A 15,114-nucleotide genomic window follows, 5' to 3' on the forward strand; every position below is an offset into this window, starting at 1 on the left:
ACATGAAGAAACGTGCATTAATTAGTGTATCGGATAAAACAGGTATCGTAGAATTTGCTCAAGGTTTAATTGAAGCAGGTTTTGAAATCATTTCTACAGGCGGTACTAAAAAAACGCTGCAGGATAATGGTATTGAGGTAATTGGAATCAGTGACGTCACCGGTTTCCCGGAAATATTGGATGGACGTGTTAAGACACTTCACCCGAATGTCCATGGAGCAGTGTTGGCAAAACATGATGACAAAAGTCACGCAGCACAGCTTGCAGAGCATAATATTGAACCCATTCAACTTGTCTGTGTGAACCTATATCCATTCCAAGCGACTATTTCCAAACCGGAAGTCACTGTGGAAGATGCTATTGAAAACATCGATATCGGTGGACCGACAATGCTTCGTTCTTCTGCTAAAAACCACGAATATGTGACTGTTATCGTTGATTCCAATGACTATCCTACCGTATTGGCTGAGCTGAAACAAAACGGCGGGGTATCAAAAACCACGAATCGCCGCCTGGCTGCAAAAGTTTTCCGCCATACAGCAGCATATGATGCCGTTATTTCAGAGTATATGACAGAGCTTGCCGATGAAGAAAATCCTGAATCATTGACTGTTACCTATGAATTGAAACAGTCGCTTCGTTATGGAGAAAATCCACATCAAAAAGCTGCATTTTATAAAAAACCGCTTGGTTCCGTTTTCTCAATTGCAGAAGCGAATCAATTACATGGAAAAGAACTTTCATACAACAACATTAATGATGCTGATGCAGCACTTCAAATCGTTAAAGAATTCAATGAGCCAGCTGCCGTTGCAGTCAAACATATGAATCCTTGCGGCGTCGGTGTCGGTGCGACCATTTTGGAAGCATATGAAAAAGCTTATGAGGCAGATGCCACTTCCATTTTCGGCGGGATCATCGCTTTGAACCGTGAAGTTGATAAGGCGACTGCGGAGAAGCTTCATGAAATTTTCCTTGAAATCATCATTGCTCCTGGGTTTACACAAGAGGCAGTGGAAGTATTGACAAGCAAGAAAAACCTTCGTTTATTAACGATCGATTTCGACGCGGTTAAAAAGCCTGAACGCAAATTGACATCCATTGAAGGCGGATTACTTATTCAAGATCGGGATGCACATAGCTTAAAGGATGCTGAGATAAAAGTGGCAACGAAACGTGAGCCTACCCCTGAAGAGTGGAAAGCCATGGAGCTTGGCTGGAAAATCGTGAAACATGTCAAGTCGAATGCAATAGTGGTTAGTAACGATCAAATGACATTAGGTGTTGGCGCAGGTCAAATGAACCGTGTGGGAGCTGCAAAAATTGCTCTGGAACAAGCTGGGGAAAGAGCGACAGGAAGTGCATTGGCATCAGATGCTTTCTTCCCAATGGATGATACTGTAGAAGCGGCAGCGAAAGCGGGCGTCACGGCAATCATTCAGCCTGGTGGATCTGTTAAAGATGAGGATTCAATCAAGAAAGCTGATGAATATGGGATTACGATGGTGTTTACAGGAATTCGTCACTTTAAACATTAATCAAAAATGAGGTGCGATAATGAATGTATTAGTAATTGGCCGGGGCGGCAGGGAGCATGCCATAGCCCGCAAACTATTTGAAAGTAAACGGGTTGGGACTGTTTTTGCAGCACCGGGAAATCCAGGGATGACCGATGTAGCGACTCTTGTTCCGATTGATGAAAACAATCACGGGGATTTGGTTGCCTTTGCCAAGAAGAATGCAGTTTCATTAACCGTGATTGGGCCCGAAACCCCATTGTTGAATGGACTTACCGATGATTTTACGGAGGCAGGATTACAGGTATTTGGCCCTAATGGCCGTGCTGCAGTCATCGAGGGGAGTAAATCCTTTGCTAAAGATTTAATGAAGAACTACAGCATTCCGACAGCAGAATATGAAACATTTTCTGATTATGATTCAGCAAAGGCATATATCGAAAAAATGGGTGCACCCATCGTCATTAAAGCGGATGGTTTGGCTGCAGGAAAAGGTGTCGTAGTTGCCATGACGATGGAAGAAGCGTTAGACGCCATCCATGATATGCTAGTCGGAGCAAAGTTCGGCGAAGCATCTGCCAAAGTCGTTATTGAGGAATTCCTTGATGGTGAGGAATTTTCATTGATGGCATTCGTTAATGGGGAAAAAGTGTATCCGATGGTCATTGCTCAAGATCATAAGCGGGTTTTTGATGGAGATCAGGGTCCGAACACAGGTGGAATGGGTGCATACTCACCGGTGCCGCAAATTTCCGATGAAATGATTCAGACCGCAGTCGAAACAATTCTTAAGCCCACGGTAAATGCGATGATTTCGGAGAATCGGAGTTTTACAGGAATATTATATGCCGGGTTGATCGCTACCGAAAAAGGCACAAAAGTCATTGAGTTCAATGCCCGTTTTGGCGATCCTGAAACGCAAGTTGTTTTACCGCGCCTAAAAACAGATTTCGTAGATACGCTTGAAGCGGTTCTTTCTGGAGAGGATTTAGAACTTGAGTGGCATGAAGAGGCCGTTCTTGGAGTGGTCGTCGCAGCTGATGGATATCCAGGGGAATATAAAAAGGGTTCTATCATTAAAGGCTTGGAAAAGATTGATCCGAACGCCCATGTTTACCATGCTGGAACGGCTCTCGATAGTGAGGGGAATTTCATCTCGAATGGCGGACGTGTACTTCTGGTTGCTGCAAAAGGGAAAGATTTGTCATCTGCCCAAGCTGAAGTATATAAAGAGTTAGGGCATATTGAGAAAGGCGGCTTATTCTGGCGAACGGATATTGGCTACCGTGCAATAAAATACAATTTTTCATCATAATATAAAGAAGCTGACTCTAAGCGGAGTCAGCTTCTTCTTTAGAAAAAACTTAATATGAATCAGATTGATTAGTGTGATTCTCCTGTTTTGGTTCATTCTTCATTAAGGTTTGTCCGTTTTCCATTGCATCGACAACAGGACAATATCGGAGAATGCCTTCGCCTATTTTCATGGCAGAAAGCATGACCACAAATATATAAGATTGGTTTTTCCATGGTTTTTTAACCATTTTAGCCATAGCCCATGTTAGCAATGTAAAACCACAGGTAATTCGCATTAATGCATTTATTATACTGATATTTTGTTTAAACTTCACTTAAAGTCCATCCCTTCACAAAAATTTAACAATATTCTGGTTAACATTACTGTTCTAATGAGGCAAGTATGTTACTATGAAATAAAATTGGATTGAAAATGGTTTTTTTCATACATCTGTTTCTATAAAATTATGGGGGAATGTTTATGCTTGAACAGCGCTATAGATGGAAAAATAAACATCTAAGAGAACATATAGATGTGCTGGATGGCAATAGGGCACCACACATTCTGCTTAAAAATACGACTTATTTAAATCAGGCATTACGAAAATGGGTAAAAGCGAATATATGGATATATGATGATCGCATCGTATATGTCGGCGATAAGCTTCCTGATAATATAGACCGCTGTGAAATGGTAGACTGTACAAACCAGTACTTAGTCCCGGGTTATATTGAGCCGCATTCACACCCTTCTCAATTATATAATCCCCTTTCTTTTTCACGTTATGCATCTCATTTTGGCACAACGACATTGATCAATGATAACTTGCCGTTTCTATTGCAGTTAGATAAAAAGAAAGCGTTTTCTCTTTTGAAAGAATTACGTAACATTCCTGTAACAATGTATTGGTGGAGCCGTTTTGACGGACAAACGGAATTGATCGATGAAGATATGGTCTTTTCCCACGGGGCCGTTAAATCATGGCTGGAGCATGATGCCGTATTACAGGGCGGGGAACTAACTGGATGGCCGAAGCTTCTCGATGGGGATGACATGATGCTGCACTGGATCCAGGAAGCAAAGCGTATGAGGAAGAAAATAGAAGGACACTTTCCAGGTGCTTCAGAGAAGACTTTAGCAAAAATGACCCTGTTCGGCGCCGATTGTGATCATGAGGCAATGACAGGTGATGAAGTCATGTCGCGCTTGCTGCAGGGCTATTATGTATCGTTAAGACATTCTTCGATCCGGCCGGATTTACCAAAGATGATACAGGAAATCCATGAACTGGGCATCGATCATTATGACAAATTCTTTTATACGACAGATGGATCGCCGCCTTCCTTTTATGAAGGTGGTTTCATAGACTGCCTGATCAAAATAGCGATAGAAAATGGCGTTCCGGTCATAGATGCATATAATATGGCAACTATCAACATTGCACGATATTATAACATTGAATACCTTCATGGCAATATTGCCACTGGAAGGGTAGCTAACATCAACTTCCTGACCGATGTGAAGGAACCAGCACCGGTTTCGGTAATGGCAAAAGGGAAATGGGTTAAAAGGGATGGTGAAATCATTCCGGATAAACAGCAAATCGAATGGAGTGATTTCGATTTTAAACCACTTGATCTTGATTGGGATCTTAGTTTAAAGGAAGATTTTGAGTTTTCCATGCCGTTTGGGATTGAATTGGTCAATAATGTCATTACGAAACCGTACTCCCTTTCCAATGATGTTGGGTATGAAGAACTGAACTTTGAGGATGATGAATGCTTTTTCATGCTTATCGATCGGGAAGGGAAATGGCGCATCAATACGATATTAAAAGGGTTTGCGGACAAATTGTGTGGCTTTGCTGGCTCTTATACAAATACAGGTGATATCATACTAATCGGTAAAAGGAAAAAGGATATGCATTTGGCATTTAACCGGCTGAAGGAAATCGGCGGTGGAATCATTTTAACGGAACAAGGCAAGGTGATCCATGAACTTCCTCTGAAATTAAAGGGAGTCATGTCCACTAAGGAGGTTCCTGAACTGATAGAAGAAGAAAATGAATTGAAACATTTGCTGCGAGACAGAGGTTATCGTTTCGCCGATCCTGTGTACACCCTTTCATTCTTTTCGACAACCCATCTGCCATATATAAGGCTAACCCAGCGAGGAGTATATGATGTAATGAATAAAACTATACTCTTTCCCACTATAATGCGTTAAAATATAAGAGAAGAAATGGCTAATAAATCAGAGGAGTGGAAAGATGAATTTTAAGAGAGTTCTTTTCATGGTTATTGCTATTTTACTGCTGGCAGGCTGTTCTACGAAAGAAGATCCTGCATCGGATGACAGTAAGCCGAAAGACCAAGCTGTCATCAAAAATACAGATGTGAAAAATGAACCTTCCAATGAGTTTCCACTTACAGGTATAGCCACCGATGCAGGCAGTGAGCGAAGGGCTGCAGCAGTGATGATTAATAATCATCCAGAAGCACGCCCACAATCGGGCCTCTCAGAAGCCGATATGGTCTACGAAATGCTTGCAGAAGGTGACATAACCAGATTTTTAGCTATCTTCCAAAGTGAAATGCCAAGCCAAATCGGTCCGATTCGGAGTGCAAGGGACTATTATATCGAATTGGCTAAAGGCCTTGATTGCATCTATGTCTGTCATGGGAATAGCCCCGAGGCAAAAACCATGCTGGACAAAGGGTATATTGATAACTTGAACGGATTATATTATGATGGTACTTTGTTTCAACGTTCGGCAGATCGAAAAGCACCGCATAATTCCTACACCTCCTTTGAGGATATCCAAAAAGGTGCGAAGGAAAAGGGATATGAGTTGAATGGTGCACCGGAGCCTTATGCCTTCCTTACAAAGGAAGAGGCGGCTGGCCTTCAAGGGGAACCGGCATTGAAAACCGAGGTTTCCTACGGATCAGACGAGTATGATGTTCAGTATGAATACGAAGTCACGGAAGAGAAATATAAACGTTATTCGAATGGAGAGCAAACAGTCGAGCATAAATCGAATAAACCTATTTTACTGGATAATATATTGATCATTGAGGCTGCTCATCAAGTGATCGACGATAAAGGGCGTCGTAAAATCGACTTGAAAAGTGGCGGAAAAGGTTATTTACTTCAAAAAGGAAAAGCGAATGAAGTAGAATGGGTTAATAAGGATGGTCGGATTATACCAGTGAAAAACGATAAAGAAGTAGGGTTGATTCCAGGGAAAACTTGGGTCAATATTATTCCGGATGAACCTGGTTTAGTAAGAGACGTCTCATTTTGATACCCATGAAATTGAGGGGGAGTAACATGCAAATTGATAAGTTGAGAGGAAAAGAAACGGATCAGCTGTTTAAGTCGATCCTTTCCTTGCGTGATTTGGACGAATGCTATCGATTTTTTGATGATTTATGCACAGTTAATGAAATTTCATCACTGGCACAGCGTCTTGAAGTAGCCCGCATGCTTGAAGAAGGGAAAACCTATCATAAAATCGAAACGGAAACGGGTGCAAGCACGGCTACGATTTCCAGGGTCAAACGCTGCTTGAATTACGGAAATGACGCTTATTCCATGGCTCTTAACCGTATTAAGGATAACGTCGAGGAAACAACTGAATCTTAATTCTTTCGATTATAATAAAAAGCCGGGGAATTCATTTCCCGGCTTTTTACTTTGAGTCCAGCACTCTCTTTGCCGGCTGTCTTTCAGCCGTATCCATGTTATATTGGATTTTAGATTCAGAGGTTCCATTTGGTAATAACATTTTATCGATACTTCTCTTTTTTAATGAAAAATCTTAATGCTATAATGGTGTAATGGGAAGTGTGAATGGAGGATTATAATGTACGATTTTCGCGAGTGGAAACATGTTTTCAAACTCGATCCAAATAAAGAAATAAGTGATGAAGCCCTTGAAAAAGTTTGTGAATCCGGTACCGATGCAATAATGGTCGGGGGAACGGATGGAATCACGCTTGAGAATGTGCTTCATTTAATGGCACGTGTCAGACGATATACAGTCCCATGTGTGATGGAAATTTCTTCTGTTGAAACGGTGACGCCAGGGTTTGATTTATATTTCATTCCGAGTGTCCTGAATAGCACCAACCCGGATTGGATGATGAAACTGCATCAGCAAGCAGTCAAGGAATACGGATACCTTTTGAATTGGGATGAAATTTTCGTTGAAGGGTACTGTATCCTGAATCCTGAGTGCAAGGCGGCCCAATTGACGAAAGCCAATACCGATTTGGATATGGATGATGTGGGTGCATACGCGATGATGGCGGAAAAAATGTTCAACCTGCCGATTTTTTATTTGGAATACAGCGGTGATTACGGCGATGTCCAGATGGTGGAAGCAGCTAAAGAGAGTTTGGAGGATACCGTACTATTCTATGGCGGTGGGATAAAATCGGTTGAACAAGCCAAAGAGATGTCTAAGATTGCGGATGTCATCGTTGTCGGCAATGTGATTTATGAAGATTTGAAAGTGGCACTTGCAACAGTTGCGGCAGTTAAATGAAAACATGTAATAAATATAGTATACTAAAACAGAAACGAATGTTCGTATAGGTGGTGTGATAATGCAATATTTAGCGGAAAAATTACTAATAGGTTTGAATGAACAGCAACAAAAAGCAGTGAAATCAACTGATGGCCCACTTTTAATCATGGCTGGGGCAGGAAGTGGAAAGACGCGTGTGCTGACTCACCGAATAGCTTACTTGATGGTCGAGAAGGAAATAGCGCCTTGGAACATCCTTGCAATCACGTTCACCAACAAGGCGGCACGTGAGATGAAGGAGAGGATCCGTGCCATACTAGGCGGTGCGTCCGAAGATATCTGGATTTCGACTTTCCACTCGATGTGTGTCCGCATTTTACGAAGAGATATCGATCGTATCGGTTTTAATAGGAACTTCTCGATATTGGATACGACGGATCAGCAATCGGTCATAAAACAAATCATGAAAGATCGTAATATGGATACAAAGAAATATGATTACCGTGCCATTTTGGGTAGCATCAGTTCAGCGAAAAATGAATTGGTCGGGCCGGAAGAGTACCTGAAGACGGCGTCTGATTACTTCACTAAAGTAACTGCCGATGTATATACGGAATATCAAAAACGGCTGCGTAAAAATTCAGCGCTCGATTTTGATGATTTGATCATGATGACGATTCAATTGTTCCAGCTCGTACCTGAGGTGCTTGAATATTATCAGCGTAAATTTCAATACATTCATGTTGATGAGTACCAAGATACGAACAGGGCTCAATACATGCTTGTTAAACTATTGGCTTCACGCTTCCGTAATCTCTGTGTTGTCGGGGATTCCGATCAATCGATCTATCGTTGGCGCGGTGCGGATATTGCGAATATCCTTTCATTTGAAAAAGATTACCCGAATGCCAACATGATTTTCCTTGAACAGAATTACCGCTCGACGAAAAAGATTCTTGAAGCGGCGAATAAGGTCATCGATAACAATCAAAACCGGAAGCCGAAAAATCTTTGGACCGAGAATGCAGATGGCAATAAGATATTCTATTACCGTGCGGACAATGAACAAGGGGAAGCGCAATTTGTAGCCGGTAAAATAAATGAGTTAGTTCAGGCCGGCAGCAGGAAATATTCAGATATAGCAATACTTTACAGAACAAATGCACAATCACGTGTCATGGAGGAAGTTCTGCTTAAATCCAATATAAATTATGCAATAGTCGGGGGCACCAAGTTCTATGACCGTAAAGAGATTAAGGATTTACTTGCCTATCTTCGCCTTATTGCGAATCCTGATGATGACATCAGTCTTCGCCGTGTAATCAATGTACCAAAACGCGGAATTGGTGCAACTTCAATGGACAAAGTGGCAGATTATGCAGATCAATATGATGTTTCCATCTATAAAGCACTCGAATCCGTTGAAATGGTAGGGATAAGCGGGAAGGCTACCAAAGCGGCAAGGGAATTCCATACGCTGATCACTAACTATACAAATCAGCAGGAATACTTATCCGTGACGGAACTTGTGGAGGAAGTCATTAAGAAAACCGGTTACCGTGAGATGCTGCAGGCGGAAAAAACGATTGAATCTCAAAGCCGGCTTGAAAATATAGATGAGTTTTTATCTGTTACGAAAGCATTCGAAGATAACAGCGAGGACAAATCATTGGTGGGCTTTTTGACTGACCTGGCGTTGGTTGCCGATATAGACCAACTTGATGAGAATTCCGAAGAAGCTACAAATACGGTAACGTTGATGACACTGCATTCAGCGAAGGGACTTGAATATCCGGTGGTCTTTCTATTGGGCCTTGAAGAAGGTGTTTTCCCTCACAGCCGCTCACTTATGGATGAAGAGGAGATGGAAGAAGAACGCCGTCTGGCTTATGTGGGAATTACAAGGGCTGAAAATGAGCTATTCATAAGCAATGCCCAAATGCGGACATTGTATGGACGGACGAGCATGAATCCTGTTTCACGTTTCATTAATGAAATACCAGAGGAACTACTTGAAGATTTAAAACCGAAACCGGCTCCTAGAGCAAGGCAAACACCTTTCAGTTCTTCAAGAACCGGATCTCCTTCAACTGCTTCAACAAGAAAAGTGCCTGCTTTTGGAAGAGCTGTTTCTGCACCATCCGCAACGGGCGGTGAAGAAATCGGCTGGGCTGTCGGCGACCGTGCATCCCATAAAAAATGGGGTATAGGAACCGTGGTGAGCGTAAAAGGGGAAGGCGAAGGGAAAGAACTGGATATTGCCTTCCCAAGTCCAATTGGCATCAAACGCCTATTGGCGAAATTTGCACCAGTTGAAAAAGCATAAGCTATTAATATGCTTCTACTGGTAAAGAATAGGGATATCTGACTTTAGACACCGCTCTTCTAAAAGAAGTGCGGTGGAGTCTTCTTTAGAAAGGATTGAACGTATGGACTTACAAGCTGCAGAGAAGAAAGTTTTAGAACTGCAAACGTTATTGAACCAATACAGCTATGAATATTATGTAATGGACCAGCCATCAGTACCTGATGCTGAATATGATCGTCTACTCCGTGAACTTATTGAGTATGAGGAGGAATTTCCGGAACTGCAAACGGCGGACTCACCGACACAACGGGTCGGTGGCGCCATTTTGGATATGTTTGAAAAAGTGGAGCATACCACACCGATGCTTAGTTTAGGCAATGCCTTCAATGAAAGTGACTTACGGGATTTTGACAGAAAGGTCAGACAATCTGTAGGTGACGATTTTTCCTATGTATGTGAATTGAAAATTGATGGACTTGCCGTCACTCTTCAATATGAGAATGGATATTTCGTAAGAGGGGCAACTCGTGGAGATGGAACGATCGGTGAAGATATTACCGCTAATTTGAAAACGATCAAGTCGATTCCATTGAAGTTGCGGGAGCCGGTTGCCATAGAAGTGCGCGGTGAGGCCTTCATGCCAAAAAAATCATTCGAATCATTGAACAAGGCTAAAGAGGAACGCGGTGAGGAACCATTTGCAAACCCACGAAATGCAGCTGCCGGTTCGTTAAGGCAGCTTGACCCAAAACTTGCTGCAAAACGGAACTTGGATATTTTCCTTTATGCGATCGCGAATTTTGGGGAAACAGGGGTCCGTTCCCACAGTGAGGGTCTGGATTTATTGGATCGCCTCGGGTTTAAGACGAATCGGGAAAGAAAAACATGCTCCAATATAGAGGAAGTAATAGCTTATATAGTAGAATGGACGGAACAACGTCCAAACTTAGCCTATGATATTGATGGAATTGTCGTTAAGGTGGATTCCCTTGAACAGCAGGATGAATTAGGTTTTACTGCAAAAAGTCCGCGATGGGCCATTGCTTATAAATTCCCAGCTGAAGAAGTCATTACAACCCTAAGGGATATCGAGCTGAATGTCGGCCGTACGGGTGTATTGACTCCGACCGCCGTTTTGGATCCCGTTCGGGTAGCAGGTACGACTGTGCAGCGAGCTTCACTTCATAACGAAGACTTAATCCGTGAAAAGGACATCAGAATCGGAGATCAAGTGGTCGTGAAAAAAGCGGGTGATATCATTCCAGAGGTGGTCAATGTACTGGCAGAGCGCCGTACAGGGGAAGAAGTCGAGTTTAAGATGCCGACTGAGTGCCCGGAATGCAACAGTGAACTTGTCCGGCTGGAGGGGGAGGTTGCTTTACGCTGCATCAACCCGAAGTGTCCTGCACAAATAAGGGAAGGCTTGATTCACTTTGTTTCCCGTACAGCAATGAATATAGACAGTCTTGGTGAAAAAGTGATTAGCTTGTTGTTTAAAGAAGAACTCATACAAGATGTGGCTGATATTTATAAGCTTACATACGATCAACTGATTGCTTTGGAAAGGATGGGGGATAAATCCGTCAATAAACTTCTTCAAGCAATAGAAGCTTCGAAAACCAATTCGTTGGAAAAATTACTATTCGGGCTGGGCATTCGCCATGTTGGCTCAAAAGCGGCCAAGACGCTGGCACGGGAGTTCGGGACGATGGAAGCATTAAGCAAGGCGAGCCGTGAAGACCTAACGGCCATTAATGAAATAGGTGATAAGATGGCCGATTCCATCGTAGCCTATTTTGAGTTGGAAGAAGTCCATGCGTTACTGAATGAATTGGAAGCAGCCGGTGTGAACCTTACTTTTAAAGGGCCAAGAGCTGTTGCTATTGAAGAAATCGATTCCGCTTTTGCCGGTAAAACAGTCGTTTTAACGGGTAAATTGCATCAGTTAACACGTAACGAAGTAAAAGAGAAATTAGAGGCGCTAGGAGCTAACGTTGCTGGAAGTGTCAGCAAGAAAACCGATTTGGTCATAGCTGGCGAAGATGCCGGTTCCAAACTGGAAAAAGCGGAAAGCCTAGGCGTCATGGTATGGGATGAAGAGAGACTGATTGAGGAACTAAATAAATAAGAGGTGTAGCTATGAGGAAACACTCTATTTTGGGGATGATTCTTATACTGCTTCTTGCTGGATGTGCGCCTAGTTTTGAGGAAAAGCAAGAGGTAGTTCAAGACTCCAAAGACAAAAAAGAAACAGCAATTATTCCGAAGTATAAAATTTCGGAAGAATACTATCAAACAATCCTACCGTTTGAACCATCAAAAGCACGCGGTTTGGTCGTATCCAATCTAAATACCCGATATGACATTGAAGAATTCGAAAATGGATTGATGCGGTTGGCCCAAACGCAATTCGACCCGGAAGATTACCTGTTTCAAGAGGGGCAAATGCTGGATAGTTCCACGATATCTTCCTGGCTGAACAGAAAATATACCGATAGTCAGTTGAAAGAAAAGAAGATGAAGGCCTCAGAGAACCTTGGCTTGAATCCGGTTGATCCAGGTAAAGGAGACATTGATAAGCGGAATGAAGAAAATCCAATTTATCTTGCTCATATTTTAGAACATAATTACTTGGTCAAAACAAAGGATAATTCGGTGAGCCTTGGCGGGGTTGTTATAGGTCTTGCTTTGAATTCAGTGCATTACTATCAAAAAGAGGCATTCGGTGCCACCTATGAAAATAAAATCGATAGTAAAAAGCTAAAGCAAGAAGGGGAGAAAATTGCTGCAGAAGTCTTAAAAAGGCTGCGTAAAATGGACAAGCTGAAAAATGTTCCGATTACGATTGCCTTATTCGAGCAAAATGAAAAATCCTCAGTAGTCCCTGGGAATTTCATTTCCTATACAAATATCGATAAAAACTCTGACAATATTGGAAAATGGACGAACTTAAATGAAGAGTATTTCCTATTTCCTTCTGCTAGTGCTGAAAAAAAATACCGTGATGACGTCAATACTTTCACGAACTTTAAAGAAGATGTCGAAGAATACTTCCCTAACTTTAACGGAGTCATTGGCAGGGCGTTCTATATGGATGATCAATTGCAAAGTCTGAACATCGATATCCCCATTCAATTTTATGGGAACTCGGAAGCGATCGGCTTTACCCAATATGTTGCCGGGCTTGTAATGGAACGTTTCCCGAACTACATTGCCGTACAGGTATCCATTACCTCTGTAAATGGACCTGAAGCGCTTATAGTCCGTGAAGCAAATCAAGACGAACCAACCGTGCATATATACGAATGAAAAAAGATGAAGCTTAACGGCTTCATCTTTTTTGTGAACCGCTTTAAAATTTGGATCTATTTTTTGTGATTTTCAAAATAACCTTTAACCTGGAACAAAAATATATAATAGGAAGTAAACCCTTCCATCTTAGGGGGCAAATTCATTATAAAGGGAACATTTGTCGAATTTTAAAGGCCTTATTGTCATTTCCCCGGAAATTTCGGCAACTTCCCCATATTTCCCGGAAAATATCTCTTTTTCTTTATGAAATAATTGATTTTCGACATTCTATCTCTTGTTGCTTTACTGTGCAATAGTTTGATATGATTTAAACGATGATTATATGGAGAAAAGCGACGAAATTCAGTCGATTTGGATATTTTTTCGGAGGTGAAGAGAATGTCACGTATTTCTATGGAACAAGTTAAACACGTTGCCCATTTGGCACGTTTGGCCATTACGGAAGAAGAAGCACAACAGTTTCAGCATCAGCTTGACCAAATGATTTCATTCGCGGAGCAGTTGAATGAGCTTGATACGGATCAAGTAAACCCGACTTCTCACGTTTTGGATATGAAGAATGTTATGCGCGAAGATGTCGCAAAACCAGGGTTGCCAGTAGAAGAAGTAGTTAAAAATGCACCGGATAGCAAAGAAGGATATATCCGTGTACCATCTATAATTGAATAAGGAGGGACAATGATGTCGTTGTTCGAACAAAAGGTTTCTGAGCTTCATGAACGCTTACATAAGAAAGAGATAAGTGTCACTGATCTTGTTAACGAATCGTATAAGCGAATCGGACAGGTAGAGGACAAGGTGAAGGCATTTTTGACACTAGATGAAGAAAACGCCCGCAGTCAAGCAAAACGATTGGATGATCAATTGGTTAAAGGCGAGAACGAAGGCGCTTTATTTGGTATGCCAATCGGAGTGAAGGATAATATTGTCACTAAAAATTTGCGTACGACTTGTGCGAGCAAAATTTTGGAGAACTTTGATCCAATCTATGATGCAACCGTAGTTCAAAAACTACAAAAGGAAGAAACGGTTACGATCGGAAAATTGAATATGGATGAGTTTGCGATGGGTTCCTCTAATGAGAACTCCGCATTTCAAGCAACACGCAACCCATGGAACACGGAATATGTGCCAGGCGGTTCTTCGGGTGGTTCAGCTGCATCCGTCGCTTCCGGTGAAGTCCTATTCTCTTTAGGTTCCGATACGGGTGGTTCGATCCGCCAACCAGCGGCATATTGTGGAGTTGTCGGCTTAAAACCTACATATGGACGGGTTTCCCGGTTCGGACTTGTAGCTTTTGCGTCTTCATTGGACCAAATTGGGCCGGTCACAAGAACGGTTGAAGATAACGCTTATTTGCTTGAAGCGATTTCAGGTGTAGATCCAATGGATTCGACCTCTGCTAATGTTGACGTGCCGAGTTTTGTGAATTCGTTAACAGGCGATGTTAGAGGATTGAAAATAGCCGTGCCTAAAGAATATCTTGGTGAAGGCGTTGGCGAAGAAGCACGTAATTCCGTACTTGAAGCGTTAAAAGTATTAGAGGGGCTTGGAGCTGAGTGGGAAGAGGTATCCTTGCCGCATTCCAAATATGCCTTAGCTGCTTATTATCTGCTTTCTTCATCTGAAGCTTCGGCTAACCTTTCACGTTTTGACGGTGTGCGTTACGGGCATCGTACAGATAATGCAGAAACTCTAATAGAAATGTATAAGCAAACCCGTGCAGAAGGATTCGGTGACGAAGTGAAGCGCCGTATCATGCTTGGAACGTTCTCCTTAAGTTCCGGTTATTATGATGCTTATTATAAAAAGGCTCAAAAAGTACGTACGTTAATCAAAAAAGACTTTGAAGATGTGTTTGAAAAATACGATGTCATCGTTGGGCCGACTACACCTACGCCTGCATTTAAAATTGGTGAGAAAGTCGACGATCCATTAACGATGTATGCAAATGATATCTTGACGATTCCAGTCAATCTTGCTGGTGTACCGGGTATATCCGTGCCATGTGGATTTGCGGCGAATGGGCTTCCGCTTGGACTGCAAATGATTGGAAAGCATTTTGATGAAAGCACGATTTACCGCGCGGCTCACGCATTTGAGCAAGCAACAGATTTTCATAAACAATTTCCTAAGCTGTAAGGGG

Annotated in this window: 12 protein-coding genes; 11 read left to right on the forward strand and 1 reads right to left on the reverse strand. The window is 42.2% G+C overall.

Annotation, left to right across the window (positions count from 1 at the left end; genetic code table 11):
• The first annotated feature begins 2 nt into the window (after positions 1-2).
• A complete protein-coding gene (purH, locus tag AC3ISB_RS02055) occupies positions 3-1,538 on the forward strand; it encodes a bifunctional phosphoribosylaminoimidazolecarboxamide formyltransferase/IMP cyclohydrolase (protein WP_141992756.1) in 1,536 nt (511 codons plus the stop codon).
• A gap of 19 nt (positions 1,539-1,557) precedes the next feature.
• Positions 1,558-2,832 carry a phosphoribosylamine--glycine ligase gene (gene purD, locus AC3ISB_RS02060; protein WP_480339772.1) on the forward strand — a complete coding sequence of 425 codons (1,275 nt, stop codon included), beginning with the start codon at positions 1,558-1,560 and terminating at the stop codon, positions 2,830-2,832.
• Between the two features lie 49 nt (positions 2,833-2,881).
• On the opposite strand, the gene AC3ISB_RS02065 is transcribed toward purD, so the two are convergent.
• Positions 2,882-3,148, reverse strand: a complete 267-nt coding sequence (locus AC3ISB_RS02065) for a YgaP-like transmembrane domain (protein ID WP_480339773.1) — start codon at positions 3,146-3,148, stop codon at positions 2,882-2,884.
• Between the two features lie 146 nt (positions 3,149-3,294).
• Between AC3ISB_RS02065 and AC3ISB_RS02070 the strand changes: the two genes are divergently transcribed.
• From AC3ISB_RS02070 to gatA, 9 genes are all read left to right on the forward strand, one after another.
• Complete coding sequence (locus AC3ISB_RS02070; RefSeq protein ID WP_141992753.1) at positions 3,295-5,040, forward strand: adenine deaminase C-terminal domain-containing protein; 1,746 nt, start codon at positions 3,295-3,297, stop codon at positions 5,038-5,040.
• Between the two features lie 43 nt (positions 5,041-5,083).
• The gene (locus AC3ISB_RS02075; protein WP_098370366.1) at positions 5,084-6,121 is read left to right on the forward strand and encodes a DUF3048 domain-containing protein; all 1,038 of its coding nucleotides are present in this window, start codon (positions 5,084-5,086) and stop codon (positions 6,119-6,121) included.
• 26 nt (positions 6,122-6,147) lie between these two features.
• Entirely contained in the window at positions 6,148-6,462 is a 315-nt protein-coding gene (locus tag AC3ISB_RS02080; protein WP_034306094.1) for a YerC/YecD family TrpR-related protein, read from the forward strand.
• Between the two features lie 220 nt (positions 6,463-6,682).
• A complete protein-coding gene (gene pcrB, locus AC3ISB_RS02085) occupies positions 6,683-7,366 on the forward strand; it encodes a heptaprenylglyceryl phosphate synthase (RefSeq protein WP_480339774.1) in 684 nt (227 codons plus the stop codon).
• 61 nt (positions 7,367-7,427) lie between these two features.
• Complete coding sequence (pcrA, locus tag AC3ISB_RS02090) at positions 7,428-9,674, forward strand: DNA helicase PcrA (protein WP_144529660.1); 2,247 nt, start codon at positions 7,428-7,430, stop codon at positions 9,672-9,674.
• Between the two features lie 103 nt (positions 9,675-9,777).
• Complete coding sequence (gene ligA / locus AC3ISB_RS02095) at positions 9,778-11,784, forward strand: NAD-dependent DNA ligase LigA (RefSeq protein WP_430097436.1); 2,007 nt, start codon at positions 9,778-9,780, stop codon at positions 11,782-11,784.
• 11 nt (positions 11,785-11,795) lie between these two features.
• Positions 11,796-12,965, forward strand: coding sequence for a CamS family sex pheromone protein (locus tag AC3ISB_RS02100; RefSeq protein ID WP_098370370.1), 1,170 nt, complete (start codon positions 11,796-11,798; stop codon positions 12,963-12,965).
• Positions 12,966-13,346: 381 nt separating this feature from the next.
• The gene (gene gatC, locus AC3ISB_RS02105) at positions 13,347-13,637 is read left to right on the forward strand and encodes an Asp-tRNA(Asn)/Glu-tRNA(Gln) amidotransferase subunit GatC (protein ID WP_076372748.1); all 291 of its coding nucleotides are present in this window, start codon (positions 13,347-13,349) and stop codon (positions 13,635-13,637) included.
• Between the two features lie 12 nt (positions 13,638-13,649).
• Positions 13,650-15,110, forward strand: coding sequence for an Asp-tRNA(Asn)/Glu-tRNA(Gln) amidotransferase subunit GatA (gatA, locus tag AC3ISB_RS02110; RefSeq protein WP_098370371.1), 1,461 nt, complete (start codon positions 13,650-13,652; stop codon positions 15,108-15,110).
• Positions 15,111-15,114 lie beyond the last annotated feature (4 nt).

Source organism: Peribacillus sp. GL_122 (assembly GCF_057835005.1).

Bases quoted from the DNA above. Each gene is read 5' to 3' on its own strand.
- purD (WP_480339772.1), top strand. From the start codon at position 1,558: ATGAATGTATTAGTAATTGGCCGGGGCGGCAGGGAGCATGCCATAGCC.
- gatC (WP_076372748.1), top strand. From the start codon at position 13,347: ATGTCACGTATTTCTATGGAACAAGTTAAACACGTTGCCCATTTGGCA.
- purH (WP_141992756.1), top strand. From the start codon at position 3: ATGAAGAAACGTGCATTAATTAGTGTATCGGATAAAACAGGTATCGTA.
- AC3ISB_RS02070 (WP_141992753.1), top strand. From the start codon at position 3,295: ATGCTTGAACAGCGCTATAGATGGAAAAATAAACATCTAAGAGAACAT.
- gatA (WP_098370371.1), top strand. From the start codon at position 13,650: ATGTCGTTGTTCGAACAAAAGGTTTCTGAGCTTCATGAACGCTTACAT.
- AC3ISB_RS02075 (WP_098370366.1), top strand. From the start codon at position 5,084: ATGAATTTTAAGAGAGTTCTTTTCATGGTTATTGCTATTTTACTGCTG.
- pcrA (WP_144529660.1), top strand. From the start codon at position 7,428: ATGCAATATTTAGCGGAAAAATTACTAATAGGTTTGAATGAACAGCAA.
- AC3ISB_RS02100 (WP_098370370.1), top strand. From the start codon at position 11,796: ATGAGGAAACACTCTATTTTGGGGATGATTCTTATACTGCTTCTTGCT.
- AC3ISB_RS02080 (WP_034306094.1), top strand. From the start codon at position 6,148: ATGCAAATTGATAAGTTGAGAGGAAAAGAAACGGATCAGCTGTTTAAG.
- ligA (WP_430097436.1), top strand. From the start codon at position 9,778: ATGGACTTACAAGCTGCAGAGAAGAAAGTTTTAGAACTGCAAACGTTA.
- pcrB (WP_480339774.1), top strand. From the start codon at position 6,683: ATGTACGATTTTCGCGAGTGGAAACATGTTTTCAAACTCGATCCAAAT.